The sequence below is a fragment of the Sphingomonas sp. dw_22 genome (assembly GCF_018449795.1).
Taxonomy (GTDB): domain Bacteria; phylum Pseudomonadota; class Alphaproteobacteria; order Sphingomonadales; family Sphingomonadaceae; genus Sphingomonas.
Map to the genome: position 1 here is coordinate 1 of NZ_JAAVVE010000051.1, position 17543 is coordinate 17543.

Annotated in this window: 17 protein-coding genes; 9 read left to right on the forward strand and 8 right to left on the reverse strand. The window is 69.3% G+C overall.

Translation table 11 applies throughout. The annotated features are described in order from the left end of the window. The 4 genes from HB724_RS17530 to HB724_RS17545 form a co-directional block, all read right to left on the reverse strand. Positions 1 to 1064 (reverse strand): AAA family ATPase (locus tag HB724_RS17530; protein WP_256731600.1); only part of this gene is annotated, 1064 nt, incomplete at its 3' end. Between the two features lie 4 nt (positions 1065 to 1068). Continuing rightward, entirely contained in the window at positions 1069 to 1836 is a 768-nt protein-coding gene (locus HB724_RS17535) for a thioredoxin domain-containing protein (RefSeq protein ID WP_213982238.1), read from the reverse strand. A 27-nt stretch (positions 1837 to 1863) separates the two neighbouring features. Then, on the reverse strand, positions 1864 to 2568 hold the full coding sequence (locus HB724_RS17540; protein WP_256731601.1) for a thioredoxin domain-containing protein: 705 nt from the start codon (positions 2566 to 2568) through the stop codon (positions 1864 to 1866). After that, positions 2568 to 3101 (reverse strand): DciA family protein, encoded by a 534-nt coding sequence (locus HB724_RS17545; RefSeq protein ID WP_213982239.1) that lies wholly within the window; start codon positions 3099 to 3101, stop codon positions 2568 to 2570. Before HB724_RS17545 ends, HB724_RS17540 begins: the two co-directional genes overlap by 1 nt. Before the next feature lie 27 nt (positions 3102 to 3128). On the opposite strand from HB724_RS17545, the gene HB724_RS17550 reads away from it, so the two are divergent. From HB724_RS17550 to nudC, 3 genes are read left to right on the forward strand one after another with little or no spacing between them, the layout of a single operon-like run. Further along, positions 3129 to 4181, forward strand: coding sequence for an NUDIX domain-containing protein (locus HB724_RS17550; protein ID WP_213982240.1), 1053 nt, complete (start codon positions 3129 to 3131; stop codon positions 4179 to 4181). After that, positions 4169 to 5434 carry a serine hydrolase domain-containing protein gene (locus tag HB724_RS17555; protein WP_213982241.1) on the forward strand — a complete coding sequence of 422 codons (1266 nt, stop codon included), beginning with the start codon at positions 4169 to 4171 and terminating at the stop codon, positions 5432 to 5434. Before HB724_RS17550 ends, HB724_RS17555 begins: the two co-directional genes overlap by 13 nt. Next, a complete protein-coding gene (gene nudC / locus HB724_RS17560) occupies positions 5431 to 6300 on the forward strand; it encodes an NAD(+) diphosphatase (RefSeq protein WP_213982242.1) in 870 nt (289 codons plus the stop codon). The genes HB724_RS17555 and nudC overlap by 4 nt, the downstream gene beginning before the upstream one ends. Positions 6301 to 6549: 249 nt before the next feature. On the opposite strand, the gene HB724_RS17565 is transcribed toward nudC, so the two are convergent. Next, positions 6550 to 7443 carry a prephenate dehydratase gene (locus HB724_RS17565; protein WP_213982243.1) on the reverse strand — a complete coding sequence of 298 codons (894 nt, stop codon included), beginning with the start codon at positions 7441 to 7443 and terminating at the stop codon, positions 6550 to 6552. A 105-nt stretch (positions 7444 to 7548) separates the two neighbouring features. On the opposite strand from HB724_RS17565, the gene HB724_RS17570 reads away from it, so the two are divergent. Then, a complete protein-coding gene (locus HB724_RS17570; protein ID WP_213982244.1) occupies positions 7549 to 8238 on the forward strand; it encodes a cytochrome c family protein in 690 nt (229 codons plus the stop codon). A gap of 175 nt (positions 8239 to 8413) precedes the next feature. On the opposite strand, the gene HB724_RS17575 is transcribed toward HB724_RS17570, so the two are convergent. Both HB724_RS17575 and HB724_RS17580 read right to left on the reverse strand, forming a co-directional pair. After that, on the reverse strand, positions 8414 to 9289 hold the full coding sequence (locus HB724_RS17575; RefSeq protein ID WP_213982245.1) for an LOG family protein: 876 nt from the start codon (positions 9287 to 9289) through the stop codon (positions 8414 to 8416). 39 nt (positions 9290 to 9328) lie between these two features. Further along, positions 9329 to 10006: an extensin family protein gene (locus tag HB724_RS17580; protein WP_213982246.1), complete on the reverse strand. Its 678-nt coding sequence runs from the start codon at positions 10004 to 10006 to the stop codon at positions 9329 to 9331. 96 nt (positions 10007 to 10102) lie between these two features. Between HB724_RS17580 and HB724_RS17585 the strand changes: the two genes are divergently transcribed. The 5 genes from HB724_RS17585 to HB724_RS17605 all read left to right on the forward strand — a co-directional run bounded on the left by HB724_RS17585 (position 10103) and on the right by HB724_RS17605 (position 15573). Next, positions 10103 to 10978, forward strand: a complete 876-nt coding sequence (locus HB724_RS17585) for an alpha/beta hydrolase (RefSeq protein WP_213982247.1) — start codon at positions 10103 to 10105, stop codon at positions 10976 to 10978. A 101-nt stretch (positions 10979 to 11079) separates the two neighbouring features. Further along, the gene (locus tag HB724_RS17590) at positions 11080 to 12237 is read left to right on the forward strand and encodes a phosphoserine transaminase (protein WP_213982248.1); all 1158 of its coding nucleotides are present in this window, start codon (positions 11080 to 11082) and stop codon (positions 12235 to 12237) included. Positions 12238 to 12369: 132 nt separating this feature from the next. Continuing rightward, a complete protein-coding gene (gene serA, locus HB724_RS17595; protein ID WP_213982249.1) occupies positions 12370 to 13947 on the forward strand; it encodes a phosphoglycerate dehydrogenase in 1578 nt (525 codons plus the stop codon). Between the two features lie 151 nt (positions 13948 to 14098). Next, positions 14099 to 14479 (forward strand): DUF559 domain-containing protein, encoded by a 381-nt coding sequence (locus HB724_RS17600; protein WP_213982250.1) that lies wholly within the window; start codon positions 14099 to 14101, stop codon positions 14477 to 14479. Continuing rightward, positions 14476 to 15573, forward strand: coding sequence for an ATP phosphoribosyltransferase regulatory subunit (locus tag HB724_RS17605; RefSeq protein ID WP_213982251.1), 1098 nt, complete (start codon positions 14476 to 14478; stop codon positions 15571 to 15573). The genes HB724_RS17600 and HB724_RS17605 overlap by 4 nt, the downstream gene beginning before the upstream one ends. Positions 15574 to 16107: 534 nt before the next feature. Here HB724_RS17605 and HB724_RS17610 read toward each other — a convergent pair. Continuing rightward, positions 16108 to 17541, reverse strand: a complete 1434-nt coding sequence (locus tag HB724_RS17610) for a mannitol dehydrogenase family protein (protein WP_213982252.1) — start codon at positions 17539 to 17541, stop codon at positions 16108 to 16110. Positions 17542 to 17543 lie beyond the last annotated feature (2 nt).

Below are 17543 nucleotides of genomic sequence, written 5' to 3' on the forward strand. Positions count from 1 at the left end.
GGCCCGGCAGCAATGGTCCCCCGTCGAGCGGCTGAGATGAAGCGCCAAGGAATGAGGCGAGGGTGCGGGCTTCGCGGGGGGGGCAGGGGGGGGGGGGGGGTGGGGGGGTGGGCCACCGCGACGGCGTGTGTTGGGGGTTTGGATGCCCCGCGGGCGCGGGGGGGGGGGGGTTCGGCGGCGCGGCGGCGGGGCCCGGGCCAGCGAACGGTGGGCGCGACCCCGAGGGCCGGGGGTTTCGGCCGGCGCAGCGCGAACCCCTGCGCGGCGGGCTGGTGCGCGGCGGCGGCTTCGTCATGCGCCCGGGAGCGCTCGGCGACCAGGGCCTCGGCGGCGGCGGCCTCCTTCTTCGCGGCATCGGATGCCTCGGCGGCGTCGCGCCAGCGGGCGAAGATCATCCGCGCCTCGGCGACGCGGATCCGGTCGGAAAGCTCGCGATAGCGCTCGGCCTGGCGCGCCTGGCGCTTGAGGGCGGCGGCGCGGGCCTCCTGGTCGCCGATCACTTCGTCGAGCCGCACCAGATTGGCCTCGGTCGCGCGCAGTTTCTGCTCGGCGTCCTTGCGGCGCACATGCAGCCCGGCGATCCCCGCCGCTTCCTCCAGCATCGCGCGGCGCTCGCCGGGCTTGGCCTGGATGATCGCGCCGATCCGCCCCTGGCTCACCAAAGCGGGCGAATGCGCGCCGGTGGCGGCATCGGCAAAGGCGAGCGCCACGTCCTTGGCGCGCACGTCCCGCCCGTTGATGCGATAGGCGGAGCCCGCGCCGCGCTCGATCCGGCGGACGACCTCAAGCTCGCCATCCTCGCCCGCCTGCTCGGCCAGGATCGAGACTTCGGCGAAATCCCGCGCCGGTCGGGTCGCGGTGCCGGCGAAGATCACGTCCTCCATGCCGGCGCCGCGCATCGACTTGGCGCTGCTCTCGCCCATCGCCCAGCGCAGCGCTTCGAGCAGGTTGGACTTGCCGCAGCCATTGGGGCCGACGATCCCCGTCAGCCCCGGCTCGATGCGCAGGTCGGCCGGGTCGACGAAGCTCTTGAAGCCTGTCAGCCGCAGCCGCTTGATCTGCATCGCGTCAGCGGGCGCCCGCCGCCTGGAGCGCCGGCTCCAGCGCTTCCCAGGCTGCCGTGTTGGGGACGACGCGGCCGTTGATGAAGAAGGTCGGCGTGCCGGTCACCTCGCCATTGTTCACCGCGTCGCCGTTCACCTTGGCGATGGCTTCGATCGCCTTCTGGTCGGCCAGGCAGGCGCGCGCCTTGGCCTCGGGCACGCCGCGCTGCTTCATGAACTCGACAAAGCCCAGCGCGTCGGCAAAACCCACCGCCGCCTGGGGCGCGGGCATCGACTGGAGCTGCTGCGCGACCTGCGGATTGTTCTGCACGAGCTGCTGGGTGCGATCGAGGAAGGCGGGCTGGTTGGCGTAGATCTGGTCCATCACCGTGAAGAAATTCTCGGTCGGCACGCACTGGTTGAGCAGCGCCAGCGCCAGATCGGGCGCGCCGTGGACCAGGAAGTCGCGGAACTCGTAGCTCACCTGGCCGGTCGAGATGTACTTCTTGCGCAGCGGCTCCATGCCCTCCACGGCGAAGCGGCCGCAGACCGGGCAGTTGCGCGAGCCATATTCGACCAGCTTGATCGGCGCGTTCGGATTGCCCTGGAGGTAGCCGCCCTCGGGCGTCTTGGCGACGACGTCCATCCAGGTCTTGCCGGCGGGGGGCGCCACGGTGGCGACGGGCGTGGCCGACTGGGCCGGTGCCGAGCTGTTCGACGATCCGCCGCCGCATGCGGCAAGGGCCAGGACGGGGACCAGGGCCAGGGGAATCAGGGCTGGGGCAACGCGCATGTCTTCACTTCTCCAGGAACGATGGATTTACGAGGCTCCCGCCGCCCACAGCTCGGGCTGGAGGTGGAGCCAGTCGAACGCGCGCACCTTGCGCCCGTTGACGATGAAGGTCGGCGTGCCGTCCACGTCCTGCTTGTTGACGGCATCGGCGTTGGTCTGGGCGATGCGCTTGATGAGCGCGGGATCGGCAAGGCATTGGCGCGCCCGTGCCTCGGTCACGCCCTGCGCCTTCATGAACGGGATGAAGCCGAGCGCCTCGGCGAAGCGCGTCGCCATTTGCGGCGGGGGCAGCTTCTGCCATGCCTCCAGCTCGGCCGATCGGGTCTTTTCGAGCTGGGCGAGCCGGGCCGCGAAGGCCGGCTGATTGGCATAGATCGCGTCGAGCGCGGCGAAGAAGCGCGGCGTGGGCACGCACTGGTTGAGCAGCGCGAGCGCGAAATCGGGCGCGCCATGGATCAGGAAGTCGCGATATTCGTAGCTGACCTTGCCCGTCGCGACATATTTGTCGCGCAGCTCGGCCACGCCCTCGGCGGCGAAGCGGCCGCAGGTCGGGCAGGTCCGCGAGCCATATTCGATCAGCTTCACCGGCGCGTCGGGATTGCCCTGGCGAAAGCCGCCCTCGGGCGTGAGCGCGACGACATCGCTCCATCTGGGCGCCGCCGCCTTTTGCGCCGGTGCGGCGGCGATGGGCAGCGCGAGCAGCGCGGCCAGGACGATCAGCAGGCGCCGCATCAGTCGATCCGGCCGATCTTGGGGGTTTCGTCGCTCGCGGCGACGCCGGCGGCAAGCGCTTCGAGCACGGCCTTGAGCTCGGGATCGGCGATGCCGCGGAGACTCGCGCCCATTTCCTCGGACAAGGGCTTCAGGCTGGGCGGCGGCACCGGCTTGTCGGGGCGCTTCACTTCGCCGTGGCGGATCGCCAGCCGCGCGACGGCGGTATAGCCGAAGAAGCGGTTGACCCGCTCGATGATCTCCGGGGCGATATGCTGCATCATCGGGGCATGCGCGCCCGATACGATCAGGTTCAGCACCCCCTCGGCGCGCTTCCCCTGCGGAAAGCGAATCGATTCGGGCGCGGATACGCGGGCATAGCGCTCGCCGACGATCTCGCTCCAGCGGCTGACGATCGAATGCTGGACGAATCCGAACTTGCGGAAGGTCGCGCGGCCGACATCGGCGAGCAGCTCCGAAACCGGCTGCGCGCGGTTGGTGCGCTTCGGCTCGAGGCGCGGCTGGCGGGTCATGGTGCGCGGGGGCTTCGTCATTGCCGCCAACCCATGCCATAGGGGCCTGTGCCCGACAACGTCCCTCGCGCAATCGCCGCTCCGCTGCTCGAATGGTACGACGCATATGCCCGCGACTTGCCCTGGCGTGCGCGGCCGGGGGCGAACGCGCCGGAGCCCTATCGCGTCTGGCTTTCCGAGGTGATGCTCCAGCAGACCCAGGTCGCGAGCGTCATCCCCTATTTCGAGAAATTTACGTCGCGCTGGCCGGATTTCGCGGCGCTGGCGGCAGCAGACGATGCCGATCTGATGGCCGCCTGGGCGGGCCTCGGCTATTATGCCCGGGCGCGCAACCTGCTCGCCTGCGCCCGCGAAGTCGCCGCGCTGGGCGCGCTTCCGGACACCGAAGAGGCACTGCGCACGCTGCCCGGGATCGGCGGCTACACGGCCGCCGCCATCGCGGCGATCGCGTTCGGCGCGCGCGCGGTGGTGGTCGATGCCAATGTCGAGCGCGTCGTCTCGCGGCTGTTCGCGGTGGAGGAACCGCTGCCGGGCGCGAAGCCGCGTATCTACGCGCTCACCGATTCGATCACCCCCGATGCCCGCGCCGGCGATTTCGCCCAGGCGATGATGGACCTGGGCAGCGGCATCTGCACTGCCAGGTCGCCGCGCTGCCTGCTCTGCCCCTTGCGCGAACGATGCGACGGCTTCGCCACCGGCGCGCCCGAGACCTTCCCGGTCAAGGCGAGGAAGGCGCCCAAGCCCCAGCGCCACGGCACGATGTTCTGGGCGGAGCGCGGCGGCCAGGTGCTGCTGGTGACGCGTCCCGCCAAGGGCCTGCTCGGCGGCATGCGCGCCCTGCCCACCGGGCCTTGGGAAGCAACGCCGCCCGGACTCGCGGAGGCGCCGTTCGACGCGGCATGGCGGATGCTCGACGCGCATGCCACCCACGGCTTCACCCACTTCAACCTCGATTGCATGCTTGCCGCTGCAACAATCGGGGAGCATTCAGACGCCGCTGAAGGCGAATGGTGGCCGATCGCCGATATCGAGGCGGCGGGGCTGCCGACGGTGTTCGCCAAGGCGGCAAGGATTTTCGGGAGAATGCGATGCGCAGACTGATCGGGATTGGATTGATCGGAGCGCTTGCGCTCGTTCCCCTGGCCGCGGCCCAGGTCGCGCCGACCGAAACCACGGCGCTCGCCAAACGCTATGTCGCCCAGGGCACCGTGCCGGGCATCGTCATCACCTATGCCAAGGGCGACGCGCCGCTCACCGTGATCGCCGAGGGCCGCATCGCCAACGAAGCGACCGCGCCGGCCGCCGATATCGACAGCCTGTGGCGCGTCTATTCGATGACCAAGCCGATCACCGGCATCGCCGCGATGATCCTGGTCGAGGAAGGCAAGCTCAGGCTCGACCAGCCGATCAGCGACTTCATCCCGGCGTTCAAGACCATGAAGGTGCTGGTTGACCCCGCCAAGGACCTCACCAGCCGTCCGGCGACGCACCCGATCACGGTGCGCAACCTGCTCACCCACACCGCGGGCCTGGGCTACAACATCATCACCAAGGGGCCGCTGCTCGACGAATATAACCGGCTGGGGATCAATCCTGCCCAGGTGAGCGCGTCGATGGAAGTCCAGATGCGCGCCGCGCGCCCGGCCAGCCTAGAGGAGTTCGCGAACCGCGTCGCGACGCTGCCGCTGATCGCCGAGCCGGGCAGCAAATGGAGCTATTCGATCGGTCTCGACGTGCTCGGGCGCGTCATCGAAGTGGCCTCGGGCATGAAGTTCGACACGTTCGTCAACACCCGCATCTTCCAGCCGCTCCAGATGAACGAGAGCTATTGGACCGTGCCGGCCGACAAGGCGGGCAGTTTCGCGACCGACTATGCGCTGGTCGGCGGCAACCGCATCGCGCTCGATCCCGGCGCGACCTCGGTTTGGCTCAAGCCGCCCAGCTTTCCCTATGGCGGCGCCGGGCTGGTGACGTCGGCGCGCGACTATGACCGGTTCCTCCACATGCTGGTGAACGGCGGCGAATTGGACGGCGCGCGCATCCTCAAGCCCGAGACGGTCGCGCTGGCGATGTCCGATCTCCTGCCGGCCGGCGTCGACAAGTCGATTCTGGGCGAGATGACCGCCGATTCTGGCGTGCCCATGGGCTTCGGCGCGGGCGGCTCGGTCTATCTGGCGGATCGGCCGGGTGGGCCGGGCAAGGGCACGTTCGGCTGGGGCGGCGCGGCGGGGACGATCGCCTGGGCCGATCCGGTCCATAAGGTGCGCGCGACGGGGATGATAAACCTGTTGCTGGCCGAAACCGGGCTGAAGCGCGAAGTGGGCCGCGCGGTCTACGCCGATCTGGCGCGGTGAAGGCGCCGGGTTTCACCGGCGGCACGCTCGATCGTGCCGACCGGGTTCGTCACGAAGCGGCGCTGCTGGACGCGGCGCTGGCCCATCCGGCGGCGCGGCTGCTGGTGCTCGACGGGCTCGATCCCGTCCTCGACGACGAAGGGCGGCTGACCTGGACGGCGCTGGGCGCGGCATCGGGCGAGCCGCTGTTCCTCGGCTATGATGACGGCGTGCCGTGCTTCGCCGCGGCCTTCCCGCACGGGCACGCGGTCCCCGCCGGCCGCTCGCCGGCGCTGTTCGCGATGCTCGACCGGTTCGCCCCGGCCGACGCCGCCAATTATGCCGCCGCGCGCAGCCTGGTCGACTGGCATGGCCGCCACGGCTTCTGCGCCGTCTGCGGGACGGCGACGGCGATCTTCCGCGCGGGCTGGGCGCGGCAATGCCCCAATTGCGGCGCCGAGCATTTCCCGCGCGTCGATCCGGTGGTCATCATGCTCGCCGAGCTGGGCGACCGGGTGCTGCTCGGCCGCCAGCCGCCCTGGCCGCAGGGGCGTTACTCCGCGCTCGCCGGCTTCCTGGAGGTCGGCGAATCGATCGAGGAGGCCGTGGCCCGCGAGATCTTCGAGGAAGCGGGCGTGCGCGTCCGCGACATTCGCTATGTCGCTAGCCAGCCCTGGCCCTTCCCTTCGTCGCTGATGGTCGCCTGCATCGGCACGGCCGAGGAGGAGGCGATCACGATCGACGTGCACGAGCTGGAGGATGCGCGCTGGTTCACCCGCGACGAGGTGCGCCTGGCCCTGGCGCGCGATCCCGCCGCCACCTTCGGCGCGCCGCCGTCCTATGCGATCGCCAACACGCTGCTGACGGCGTGGGCGGAGGGCGCGTAGGGCGGAGCGACATTCAGCCTTTTATTCCTCTCCCCTTGATAGGGGAGAGGATAGCGAAGCTTGGCAGCGTGCTGCCTAGCGCAGCTTGGAGAGGGGTAGAGCGGAGCGCAGCTCCGCGCGGCTGCTGAAGCAGCCGCTCACCCCTCACCCAGCTCCGACTAAGGTCGCGCAAGTGCGCGACCCAAGTCTACGCAACCCTCTCCCCTCAAGGGGAGAGGGAAAGTGGGGCCGAATGTCATCCGCAACCGCTCACTCCGGCCGCGGCCGCGCCTGCCGATAGGTGCCCAGCACGCGCGCCCATTTGGTGTGGAAGCGCAGTTCCTCCAGCGCGCGGCCCACCGTGGCGTCGGTGGGGCTGCCGACGATATCGGCATAGAATTCGGTCGCCGCGAAGCTGCCGCCCCGCTGATAGCTTTCCAGCTTGGTCATGTTGACGCCGTTGGTCGCGAAGCCGCCCAGCGCCTTGTAGAGCGCGGCGGGCACGTTCTTCACCTCGAAGATGAAGGTGGTCATGAACGGCCCCGGCCCCTCGATCGGCGGCGCCTCGCGCGCGAGCACGACGAAGCGGGTCATGTTGTGCTCGGCATCGGCAAGGTCGGTCGCGAGCAGCTTCAGTCCGTAGAGATCCGCGGCACCCGGTGGGGCGAGCGCGGCCACGCCGGGATCCGCCATCTCGGCGATCACCGCGGCGGCGCCCGCCGTGTCGGGATAGGCGACCGGCGCGATGCCGTGCGCCTTCAGCCAGTGGCGGCACTGGCCCAGCGCCTGCGGGTGGCTCATCGCTTCCTTCACCTGGGCGATCTCGCCCGTGCCCATCAGCCCGTAGCGGATCGGCAGGAAATGCTCGCCGACGATCGCCAGCCCCGATTCGGGCAGCAGGAAATGGATGTCGGCGACGCGGCCGTGGAGCGAATTCTCGATCGGGATCATCGCGCGGTCGGCGCGGCCTTCCTTCACGGCGTCGATCGCGTCCTCGAACGAGAAGCAGGGCAAAGGCAGGCCGTCCGGAAAGGCTTCGAGCGCGGCGATGTGCGAATTGGCGCCGGGCGCGCCCTGGAATGCGACGGCGCGTTCGGGCGCGTGCTCGGCGGTTGCGATCATCCGGGCCACGATCGGCAGGGCGGGGGCTGCGAAGTTCTGCATAGGGAGGGCGCGCTACCCTTCCGTTCGACATGCGGCAAGCCCGCTTGCGTTCGGTACGACGGCAGTTCTAAAGGGGCTCGATTTTTTCTCCGCCGGGGGCACGTGATGGACAATCGCTTCAATACGATCGCGGGTTGGGCTCTGGCCGGCGGCATCGCCGCGCTGGGCCTGTCGATCGTCAGCGGCACGGTCTTCAGGTCCGAGCGGCCCGAGCATATGGGCTATGCGATCGAAGGCGCGGAAGATGCGAGCGTCGGCGGCCCCGCGGCCGATGTGCCGATCGCGACCCTGCTCGCCGCCGCCGATCCGGTGAAGGGCGCCGAAGTCTTCAAGCAGTGCGCCGCCTGCCACACCATCACCCAGGGCGGCGCGAACGGCGTGGGCCCCAATCTCTACGGCACGCTGGGCGAGCCGGTCGGCGCGGGCAAGGGCGGCTTCGCCTTCTCCGATGCGCTGAAGGGCGTGGGCGGCAACTGGGACTTCGACAAGATGAACACGTGGCTCACGTCGCCGCGCAAGATGGCCCCCGGCACCAAGATGACCTTCGCCGGCATCTCGGATCCCAAGGCCCGCGCCAACGTGATCGCCTATCTGAACACCCAGGGCTCGAACCTGCCGCTGCCGGCGGCCCCTGCGGCCGGCGCCGCTCCGGGCAACGGCAGCGATGCCGCCGAAGCGAACGCGACCGAGGCCGCGCCCGCCGGCAACCTGTCGAACCAGGCCGCCCCGGGCGAGGGCGCGCCCGCCAAGACCAATTCCGGCGCGATCCAGGCCGAGAAGAAGGGCGTCAAGTAAGGCGCTCGCCTGCTGCCTTCTCCCTCTCCCGCTTGCGGGAGAGGGTCGGGGTGAGGGTGAGTAGGGGGAGGGGGAGCCATTCGGTCGATCCTTCCGACCCGCTCGCACTTAACCCTCACCCAACCCTCTCCCGCAAGCGGGAGAGGGCTATGGAAGCGCCGCCTCGCAGGCCCGCTCAGCCCCGCGCCTTTTCCTTTTCCTGCCAGAATTGCTGGACGATCTCCCAGCCCTCTTCCGCCGTCTCGACGAAGCGGAACAGGCTCAGGTCGCGCGGCGAGATCACGCCTTCGTCGCACAGCGCCTCGAAATTGACGACGCGCTCCCAGAATTCGCGGCCGTAGAACAGCACCGGGATCGGATCGATCTTTCCGGTCTGGATCAGCGTCAGCAGCTCGAAGCTCTCGTCGAACGTGCCGAAGCCGCCGGGGAACACCGCCACTGCGCGCGCATGGAGCAGGAAGTGCATCTTCCTGAGCGCGAAATAGTGGAACTGCATGCTCAGCCCCGGCGTGACATAGGGGTTGGGCGCCTGTTCGTGCGGCAGCACGATGTTGAGGCCGATCGTCTCCGCGCCCACGTCGCGCGCGCCCCGGTTCGCCGCCTCCATGATCGAGGGGCCGCCGCCCGAAGTCACCACGAACTGCTTCTTGCCGGCCTCGTCGAGCGGGAAATTGCTGGCGAGCTGGCCCAGCTTGCGGGCTTCCTCGTAATATTTGGACTTGGCGACCAGGTTCCTGGCGATGCGCTTCTGCTGCTCGGTCTCGGCGAGCGCGAGCACCGCTTCGGCCTTGGCCGGCTCGGGGATGCGGGCCGAGCCGTAGATCACGAAGGTCGATGCGATATTCGCCTCGTCGAGCAGCAGTTGCGGCTTGAGCAGCTCGAGCTGGAACCGCACCGGGCGCAGATCCTCGCGCAGCAGGAAATCCATGTCCTGGAAGGCGAGGCGATAGGCGGGATGCTCGGTCTGCGGCGTGCCGCTGGCGGTGTTGGCGCTCTCGGCTTCCTGCTGGGCAGGGCGGAAGACGCGCGAAGGGACGCGGGTATCGTTCATTTTGGCCGGCTTAGGAGCATTGCGGCGCGGCTGCAAACCTCATGCGCAGAAGGGGCCGCGCCCCATGTCGAGGTGCAGGTGATCGTGGTGCGCGGCGTTGTAGTCGGGGCTCAGCACCGTCCGGAATCGCTTGCACGCCGAATTGTGGATCGCGGCGAAGAATTCCCGGACCTGCGGATCGCCTGAGCGCCAGTCCGACTGGACGCTGATCCGCCGCCCGTCCTTCAGCACGAAGGCCGAGACGTCGACGGCATTGCCCAGCGCGTGCTCCGAGATGCGCTGGGCGGCGGCCGCGTTGCCGCCGATGATGCCGCGGCACGAATAGGTGCCCATGCTCTCCACGCGCGCCACTTCGCTGCCCAGCATCTGCCTGGCGGCCGGCGCGACGGCGAAGCGCACCCAGGCGGTGAAGGTCCGCGCCAGCGGGCAGCGCATCGATTTGAGGTTGGTCACCGGCACGCCGATGTCGAGGAGCTGCACCGCGCCGGTGACGACGCAGCCGCTGCCGAAATCGCGATCGGGCAGCGGGCTGTAGCGCACTGCCTCGCGCGACAGGTCGGAGAAGCATTGCTGCGTCTCGCGCGGCGTGGGCCCGTGAAGCGTGATCGGGCCGGACGAACGTTCCCGGATCGGCGCTGGCCGCTTGTCCCCGCCGCCACCGAAGACGCAGGCGGAAAGCAGCAGCGGCAGCAATGCGATACGAATACCCCTACGCATGTCGGCCAGCATAGCAGACCGGTATTTGACCGCGAGCCCGTTAACGCTACCATCCCTTTCGGATGCGGCCGTTTGAGCCGTGCATGGGAGAGAGTGATGGCCCGATTGCTCGTTGCGCTGGCATGCGCGTTCGTCCTGTTTGCCGCTCCCGCCTTCGCCCAGGATCCCCCGGCGCCGGGCCAGCGCATCGCGCTGTGGGACAAGGGCGCGCCGGGGTTCGAGGACCGGGCCGGCATCCCGGAGACGTCCGAAGCCTATTGGACCAAGCCCATCAACAATCCCAGCATCACCTATTATCCCGCGCGGCCGGGGCGCGAGACCGGCGCGGCGGTGCTCATCATGCCGGGCGGCGCGCATGAATTCCTGGTCATCACGACCGAGGGCAACGACGTCGCCCGCTGGTTCAACGAGCGCGGCGTGGCGGCGTTCGTGCTGCGCTACCGGCTCTTCCGCGGCAAGGATTCGCCCTACAAGTTCGAGCATGCGCGCCAGGATGCCGAGCGGGCGATGCGGCTGATCCGCAGCCGCGCCGGCGCATGGAAGCTCGATCCCAGGCGGATCGGCGTGGTCGGCTTCTCGGCCGGCGGCGAGCTGGCGCGGGTGACGTTGCTCAGCGCGCCCGTCCCCGCGCCCGGCCCGGGAGATGCGATCGACAGGCCCTCCGCCCGGCCCGATTTCGGCATCCTGGTCTTTCCGGGGCCGCTCCATGCCGAGGAGCGGATCACCGCCGCCTCGCCGCCGCTGCTGATGTCGGCGGCGAGCGACGACAAATGCTGCTCGCAGCCGATCCTCGACCTGCTGACCGCCTATCGCGCCGCCGGCGCCTCCGCCGAGCTGCACCTGTATGCGGCGGGCGGCCATGCCTATAACATGGGCGAGACGACGCCGATGGTGGCGCTGCGCCACTGGCCCGATCGCATCACCGACTGGATGACCGATCGCGGCCTGCTCGCGCCCAAGCCCGCGCCCTGACGGGGCAAACACGCGATTGACATTCGCCCGCCCGCCGCTAGGGCCGTCGGCGGGCCACGCGGTCCCAACGCCGCGCGTGCTCTCTGCAAGGAGAGACTGACATGACTGATTCCGCCGTTACCGACGCCACCCGTGCGTCCGCCAAGCCCGCCACCAAGCCGGCTCGCCCCTATTTCTCCTCCGGTCCCTGCGCCAAGCCTCCGGGCTGGTCGCCCGAGAAGCTCGCCACCGAGTCGCTCGGCCGCTCGCACCGCTCCAAGCTCGGCAAGAGCCGCCTCCAATATTGCATCGATCTGATGCGCGAGATGCTGGCGCTGCCGGACACCCACCGCATCGGCATCGTGCCGGGCTCCGACACCGGCGCCTTCGAGATGGCGATGTGGACGATGCTCGGCGCGCGCGGCGTCACGACGCTGGCCTGGGAGAGCTTCGGTGAGGGTTGGGTCACCGATGCCGTCAAGCAGCTCAAGCTCGAGCCGAACGTGGTCCGTGCCGATTACGGCCAGCTCCCCGATCTCGACAGGCTCGACTGGTCGGACGACGTGCTGTTCACCTGGAACGGCACCACCTCGGGCGTCCGCGTGCCGGACGGCGAATGGATCCCGGCCGACCGCGAGGGGTTGAGCTTCGCCGACGCGACCAGCGCGGTGTTCGCCTATGACCTGCCCTGGGACAAGATCGATGTCTGCACCTTCTCCTGGCAGAAGGTGCTGGGCGGCGAGGGCGCGCACGGCGTGCTGATCCTCGGCCCCCGCGCGGTCGAGCGGCTCAGCGAATATACCCCGGCCTGGCCGTTGCCCAAGGTGTTCCGCCTGATGGCCAAGGGCGCGCTCGCCGAGGGCGTGTTCAAGGGCGAGACGATCAACACCCCGTCGATGCTGGCGGTCGAGGACGCGATCTTCGCGCTCGAATGGGCGAGGGATCTGGGCGGCCTGCACGGCCTGATCGCGCGCTCGGACGCCAATGCCGCCGCGCTCGACAAGATCGTCGCCGAGCGCGACTGGCTCGGCCATCTCGCGGTCGATCGCGGCATCCGCTCGAAGACCAGCGTGTGCCTCACGGTCGAGGGTGCCGACGAAGCCTTCATCAAGAAGTTCGCTTCGCTGCTCGAGAAGGAAGACGCCGCCTACGACGTCGCCGGATATCGCGACGCCCCCGCCGGCCTGCGCATCTGGTGCGGCGCGACGGTCGACACCGCCGATATCGAGGCGCTCGGCCCCTGGCTCGACTGGGCCTACGCCACCGCCAAGGCGGGCTGACCCAAAAGCCCTCTCCCCACCGGGGAGAGGGTTGGGAGAGGGGCAGGACGATGCCGCCTCTCCCGACGCTCTCGCATCAAGACACATTGCCCCTCTCCCCGGAGGGGAGAGGGGGCTTAGAAGGAACTTCCCATGCCCAAGGTACTTATCAGCGACAAAATGGACCCCAAGGCCGCCGAGATCTTCCGCGCGCGCGGCGTCGAGGTGGACGAGATCACCGGCAAGACGCCGGAGGAACTGAAGGCGATCATCGGCCAGTATGACGGCCTCGCCATCCGCAGCTCGACCAAGGTAACCAAGGAAATCCTGGAGGCCGCGACCAACCTCAAGGTCGTCGGCCGCGCCGGCATCGGCGTCGACAATGTCGACATCCCCTCGGCCTCGGCCAAGGGCGTGGTCGTCATGAACACGCCGTTCGGCAATTCGATCACTACCGCCGAGCATGCCATCGCGCTGATGTTCGCGCTCGCCCGCCAGCTCCCGGAGGCCGACGCCTCCACCCAGGCCGGCAAGTGGGAGAAGAACCGCTTCATGGGTGTCGAGCTCACCGCCAAGACGCTGGGCCTGATCGGCGCGGGCAATATCGGCTCGATCGTCGCGGATCGCGCGCTGGGCCTCAAGATGAAGGTGATCGCCTATGATCCCTTCCTCACCCCCGAGCGCGCGCTGGAGATGGGCGTCGAGAAGATGAGCCTCGACGACCTGCTGCTGCGCGCCGACTTCATCACGCTGCACACGCCGCTGACCGACCAGACCCGCAACATCCTCTCCGCCGAGAATCTCGCCAAGACCAAGAAGGGCGTCCGCATCATCAACTGCGCGCGCGGCGGGCTGATCGACGAGGCGGCGCTCAAGGCCGGGCTCGAATCGGGCCATATCGCCGGTGCCGCGCTCGACGTGTTCGTGACCGAGCCGGCCAGGGAATCGCCGCTGTTCGGCACGCCCAACTTCATCTCGACCCCGCATCTCGGCGCCTCCACCAGCGAGGCGCAGGTCAACGTCGCGATCCAGGTCGCCGAGCAGATGGCCGATTTCCTCGTCTCGGGCGGCGTCACCAACGCGCTCAACATGCCGAGCCTCTCGGCTGAGGAAGCGCCGCGCCTCAAGCCCTACATGGCGCTGGCCGAGAAGCTGGGCAGCCTGGTCGGCCAGCTCTCGCACGGCGCGCTCGACAATATCTCGATCGAAGTCGAGGGGGCGGCAGCCGAGCTCAACCAGAAGCCGATCACCGGCGCGGTGCTCGCCGGGCTGATGCGCGTCCATTCGGACACGGTGAACATGGTCAACGCGCCGTTCCTCGCCAGGGAACGCGGCCTCGACGTGCGCGAGGTGCGCCATGAGCGCGAGGGCGATTACCACACTTTGGTTCGCGTCACGGTGGGCACCGAGGCGGGCGACCGTTCGGTGGCGGGCACGCTGTTCGGCAATTCGGCGCCGCGTCTGGTCGAGCTGTTCGGCATCAAGGTCGAGGCCGATCTTGCCGGGCCGATGCTCTACATCGTCAACGAGGACGCGCCGGGCTTCATCGGCCGGCTCGGCTCGACGCTGGGCGAGGCGAGCGTGAACATCGGCACCTTCCATCTCGGCAGGCGGAGCGCGGGCGGCGAGGCGGTGCTGCTGCTCTCGCTCGACGAAGAGGTGAGCCCTGATCTGATCGCCAAGGTCCGCGCGCTCCCCGGCGTGAAGACCGCGATGGCGCTGAACTTCTAAGGTAGCGGACTGCCCCTCTCCCTTCCCACGCCTCCGGCGCGGGCCCCTTCCCTCTCCCCGGTGGGGAGAGGGAGTTGTGTGCCAGAACCTCGCAACTAGGCTATAGCCCTCTCCCCTCCGGGGAGAGGGTTGGGAGAGGGGCAGTCCGGCAATGCCGAAGGTCGATGAAAAGTTGCTCGCGCGCGCCAAGCAGATGCGCGCCAACCCCACCCCAACCGAAGCCGCCGTCTGGCGAATCCTCCGCGCCAAGCAGTTCGAAAGCGTGAAATTCGCTCGCCAGGTCGTGATCGCGCCGTATATCGCCGATTTCGTCGCGCGGTCCCGCAAGCTGATTGTCGAGATCGACGGCGACACGCATGCGTTGGGCGAAACCAAAGATGCCCGGCGAACGACATGGCTGGAACGGCAGGGGTATCGGGTGATCCGGTTCACGAACTACGAAGTGGGCAGCAATCTGGAAGGCGTTGCGCACGCCATCGGCGTCGCACTTGCGGCCGTCCCTCTCCCGACCTTCTCCCCGGAGGCATCATGACCGGTCTCCTCCCCGAGGGTTTCCACGATCGCCTGCCGCCCGCGGCCGATGCCGCCACGCGGCTGGAGGGGCGCGTGCTCGGCGTTGCGCGGCTCTACGGCTATGAGCAGGTCGATCCGCCGCTGGCCGAATTCGCCGACGAACTCGGCAGCCGGCTCAAGGCGGGGGGGCTGCGCGATGCGGTGCGCTTCGTCGATCCCGTCTCGCAGCGCACGCTGGCGATCCGGCCGGATCTGACCGCGCAGGTCGGCCGCATCGCGGTGACGCGCATGGGGCACCATCCGCGCCCGCTGCGGCTTTCCTATGCCGGGCCGGTGATGAAGCTGAGCGCCTCCGCGCTCAATCCGCAGCGTTCGATGCGGCAGATGGGCTGCGAGCTGATCGGGCTCGATACCGTCGCGGCGGCCAGCGAAGTGGTGCGCGTCGCGATCGAGGCGCTGCGGGCGGCGGGCGTCACCGGCCTCGCGGTGGATTTCACCCTGCCCGATCTGGCCGACACGCTGGCGGGCGACAGTCTGGATGCCGAGACGCTGGCGCAGCTCCGCGAGCGGCTCGATGCCAAGGATGCCGGCGGCGTCGCGGCGATCGACCCGCGCTACCTGCCGCTGATCGAGGCGGCGGGGCCGTTCGACGCGGCGATGGCCCGCCTGCGCGCGATCGACGCGGGCAAGGCGCTGGGCAGCCGGCTCGACGGGCTGGCCGAGATCGCCGCCAGCATCCAGGGCCAGGCGGCGCTGACGCTCGATCCCACCGAGCGGCACGGCTTCGAATTCCAGAGCTGGCTGGGCTTCTCCTTCTTCTCCACCGCGATCCGCGGCGAGATCGGGCGTGGCGGCAGCTACACGATCGTCCATGACGGCGGGCGCGAGGAGCCGGCGGTCGGCTTCTCGCTCTACGCCGATCCGATCCTCGATGCCGGGGTCGGCGCCGATGCGCGTCGGCGGCTGTTCCTGCCGCTCGGCACGCCGGCGGATCTCGGCGCCAGGCTCCGCGCCGAGGGCTGGGTCACCGTCGCCGCGCTGGAAGCCGACGACACGCCCGAGGCGCAGCTCTGCAGCCATGTCTGGCAGGACGGAAAAGCGCAGGCGCTGTAGGTTTCGGTTCGGGGGGGGGCCAGCTTCTTCTCCCTCTCCCCTCCGGGGAGCAGCGGGTCGGCCATGCCCCCGGCATGGCCTCAACAGCGCGGGGGGCTGTTGACCCGATGCTGGCCGGGGAGAGGGGCAAGTGCGGTGAATGCGCGGCTCCTGCCCCCTCTCCCGGCTTCGCCCCGCTCGCCACCCTCTCCCCGGAGGGGAGAGGGATTTAGATCCGCTTCCGCCACGCGCTTGCAATGTAGGATTTCATGCGCTTGGCTGTGGTGCCCTTGCCTCGGCGGCACCGCTCTTTGAAACTTGAATATGCGCAGGCCAGACCGGTCCGGACGCCGCTTGCGCGCGTCACTGTCGCCCGAATGCCGCGCCGCAGCCGCATGGGTGTCGCGTCAGCGGCGCATCGCCGTCGCCTCGATGCCGCGCAGGTGTGACGCGCCTGTCGCGTTCCCGCCGCGTCACGGCGCCGTGCCTCTGGGAAGGCGGACATTTACCCCCGTCGCGGGGTAAACTTGGTCAACCGCCAACGGCGCGGCTTGCTCAGCGGGCCAGCAGCCCCTCGATATGGCCGTCGAGGAACTGCACCAGCGCATCGGCGACCGCATGGCGGAAGCGCGGATCGGTGGCGAGCCGCTCGGGGAATATCTGGCGCAGGCCCAGCATCGCCGCGGCGACATCGCTGCCGGTCGCGGCGGCCGCCAGCGTCTCGGCGAGCGGATCGGTGATCTTCTCCTGCGCCTGCGCCTTGCGGCGGACGAAGGCGATCCAGGCGGCGACGGGAACCGCCAGCCGCTCGATGTTGCGGTCATGGTCGAGCGCATCCTGCACCGTGTCGAGCAGGCGATAGGGCAGCTTCTGCGAGCCGTCCCAGGCGATCTGGCTCAGCAGATGCCGGATCGCGGGGTTGCGGAAGCGGTCGAGCACCGCATCGGCATAGCCGGCGACGTCGAGCCCCTCGACCGGCTTGAGCGAGGCGGCGATGTCGTAATGCATCAGCCGCGAGACGAAATGCTCGAGCGCGGGATCGGACATCGCCTCGAACACCGTCTCCAGCCCCAGATGCAGGCCGATATAGGCGAGGCTGGAGTGGGCGCCGTTGAGGATGCGCAGCTTGGCCTGCTCGTATCCGCGAACGTCGTTGGTGAGCGTGACGCCGGCCGAGCCGAGGTCCGGGCCGTCCGCCATGTCGAAGCGCTGGAGCACCCACTGCGTGAAGCTCTCACGCTGCACGGCGGCCTTGTCCTGCACATGCAGCGCCTGCGCAACCTGGGTGAGGAAGGCGGGATCGCTCGCCGGGGTGATCGAATCGACCATCGAATCGGGGAAGGCGACCTCGGCCTCGATCCAGGCGGCCAGGGCCGGATCCTGTTCACGGGCGAGCGCGGCGCAGGCGGCGCGGAGCTTGCCGCCATTGCCGGTCATGTTGTCGCAGCACAGCATCGCAAAGGGCGCGGTGCCCGCGGCATGGCGATCGGCGAGGCCGGCGACGATCCAGCCGATCACGCTGCGGGGCTCGGCGGGGCGCTGGAGATCGTGGACGATGTCGGAATGCGCCAGATCGAGCGTGCCTTCGCCGGTCAGGCAATAGCCCTTCTCGGTGACGGTGCTGGTGGCGATCCGCACGGCCGGATCGGCGAGCAGCGTGCGCAGCTTTGCACCTTCGCCGGGCCCGATCGCGTCGGAATGGGCAGCGAGGATGCGCATCGACGGCTCGCGATCGATCACCGCCAGCGTGTAGAGCCCGTCCTGCGCCTTCAGCGCATCGACCGTGCCCGGGCTGCGCAGCGAGACCGCGGCGATGCCCCAGCGGGGATCGGTTTCGAGCACGCGATCGACATAGGCGGCCTGGTGCGCGCGGTGGAACGCGCCGGGGCCGAAATGGACGATGCCGGTGCGGATCGACTGGAGGTCACGGGCCGGCCGGGCGATGGCGGCGGGCAGCGAAGCGAGCGTGGCGCGGGAGAGGCTGGTCATCG

Coding starts and splice junctions, on each gene's coding strand:
- HB724_RS17605 (WP_213982251.1), top strand. CDS start 14,476: ATGACCGGTCTCCTCCCCGAGGGTTTCCACGATCGCCTGCCGCCCGCG.
- HB724_RS17565 (WP_213982243.1), bottom strand. CDS start 7,443: ATGCAGAACTTCGCAGCCCCCGCCCTGCCGATCGTGGCCCGGATGATC.
- HB724_RS17555 (WP_213982241.1), top strand. CDS start 4,169: ATGCGCAGACTGATCGGGATTGGATTGATCGGAGCGCTTGCGCTCGTT.
- serA (WP_213982249.1), top strand. CDS start 12,370: ATGCCCAAGGTACTTATCAGCGACAAAATGGACCCCAAGGCCGCCGAG.
- HB724_RS17585 (WP_213982247.1), top strand. CDS start 10,103: ATGGCCCGATTGCTCGTTGCGCTGGCATGCGCGTTCGTCCTGTTTGCC.
- HB724_RS17540 (WP_256731601.1), bottom strand. CDS start 2,568: ATGCGGCGCCTGCTGATCGTCCTGGCCGCGCTGCTCGCGCTGCCCATC.
- HB724_RS17575 (WP_213982245.1), bottom strand. CDS start 9,289: ATGAACGATACCCGCGTCCCTTCGCGCGTCTTCCGCCCTGCCCAGCAG.
- HB724_RS17545 (WP_213982239.1), bottom strand. CDS start 3,101: ATGACGAAGCCCCCGCGCACCATGACCCGCCAGCCGCGCCTCGAGCCG.
- HB724_RS17610 (WP_213982252.1), bottom strand. CDS start 17,541: ATGACCAGCCTCTCCCGCGCCACGCTCGCTTCGCTGCCCGCCGCCATC.
- HB724_RS17535 (WP_213982238.1), bottom strand. CDS start 1,836: ATGCGCGTTGCCCCAGCCCTGATTCCCCTGGCCCTGGTCCCCGTCCTG.
- HB724_RS17570 (WP_213982244.1), top strand. CDS start 7,549: ATGGACAATCGCTTCAATACGATCGCGGGTTGGGCTCTGGCCGGCGGC.
- HB724_RS17600 (WP_213982250.1), top strand. CDS start 14,099: ATGCCGAAGGTCGATGAAAAGTTGCTCGCGCGCGCCAAGCAGATGCGC.
- HB724_RS17580 (WP_213982246.1), bottom strand. CDS start 10,006: ATGCGTAGGGGTATTCGTATCGCATTGCTGCCGCTGCTGCTTTCCGCC.
- HB724_RS17590 (WP_213982248.1), top strand. CDS start 11,080: ATGACTGATTCCGCCGTTACCGACGCCACCCGTGCGTCCGCCAAGCCC.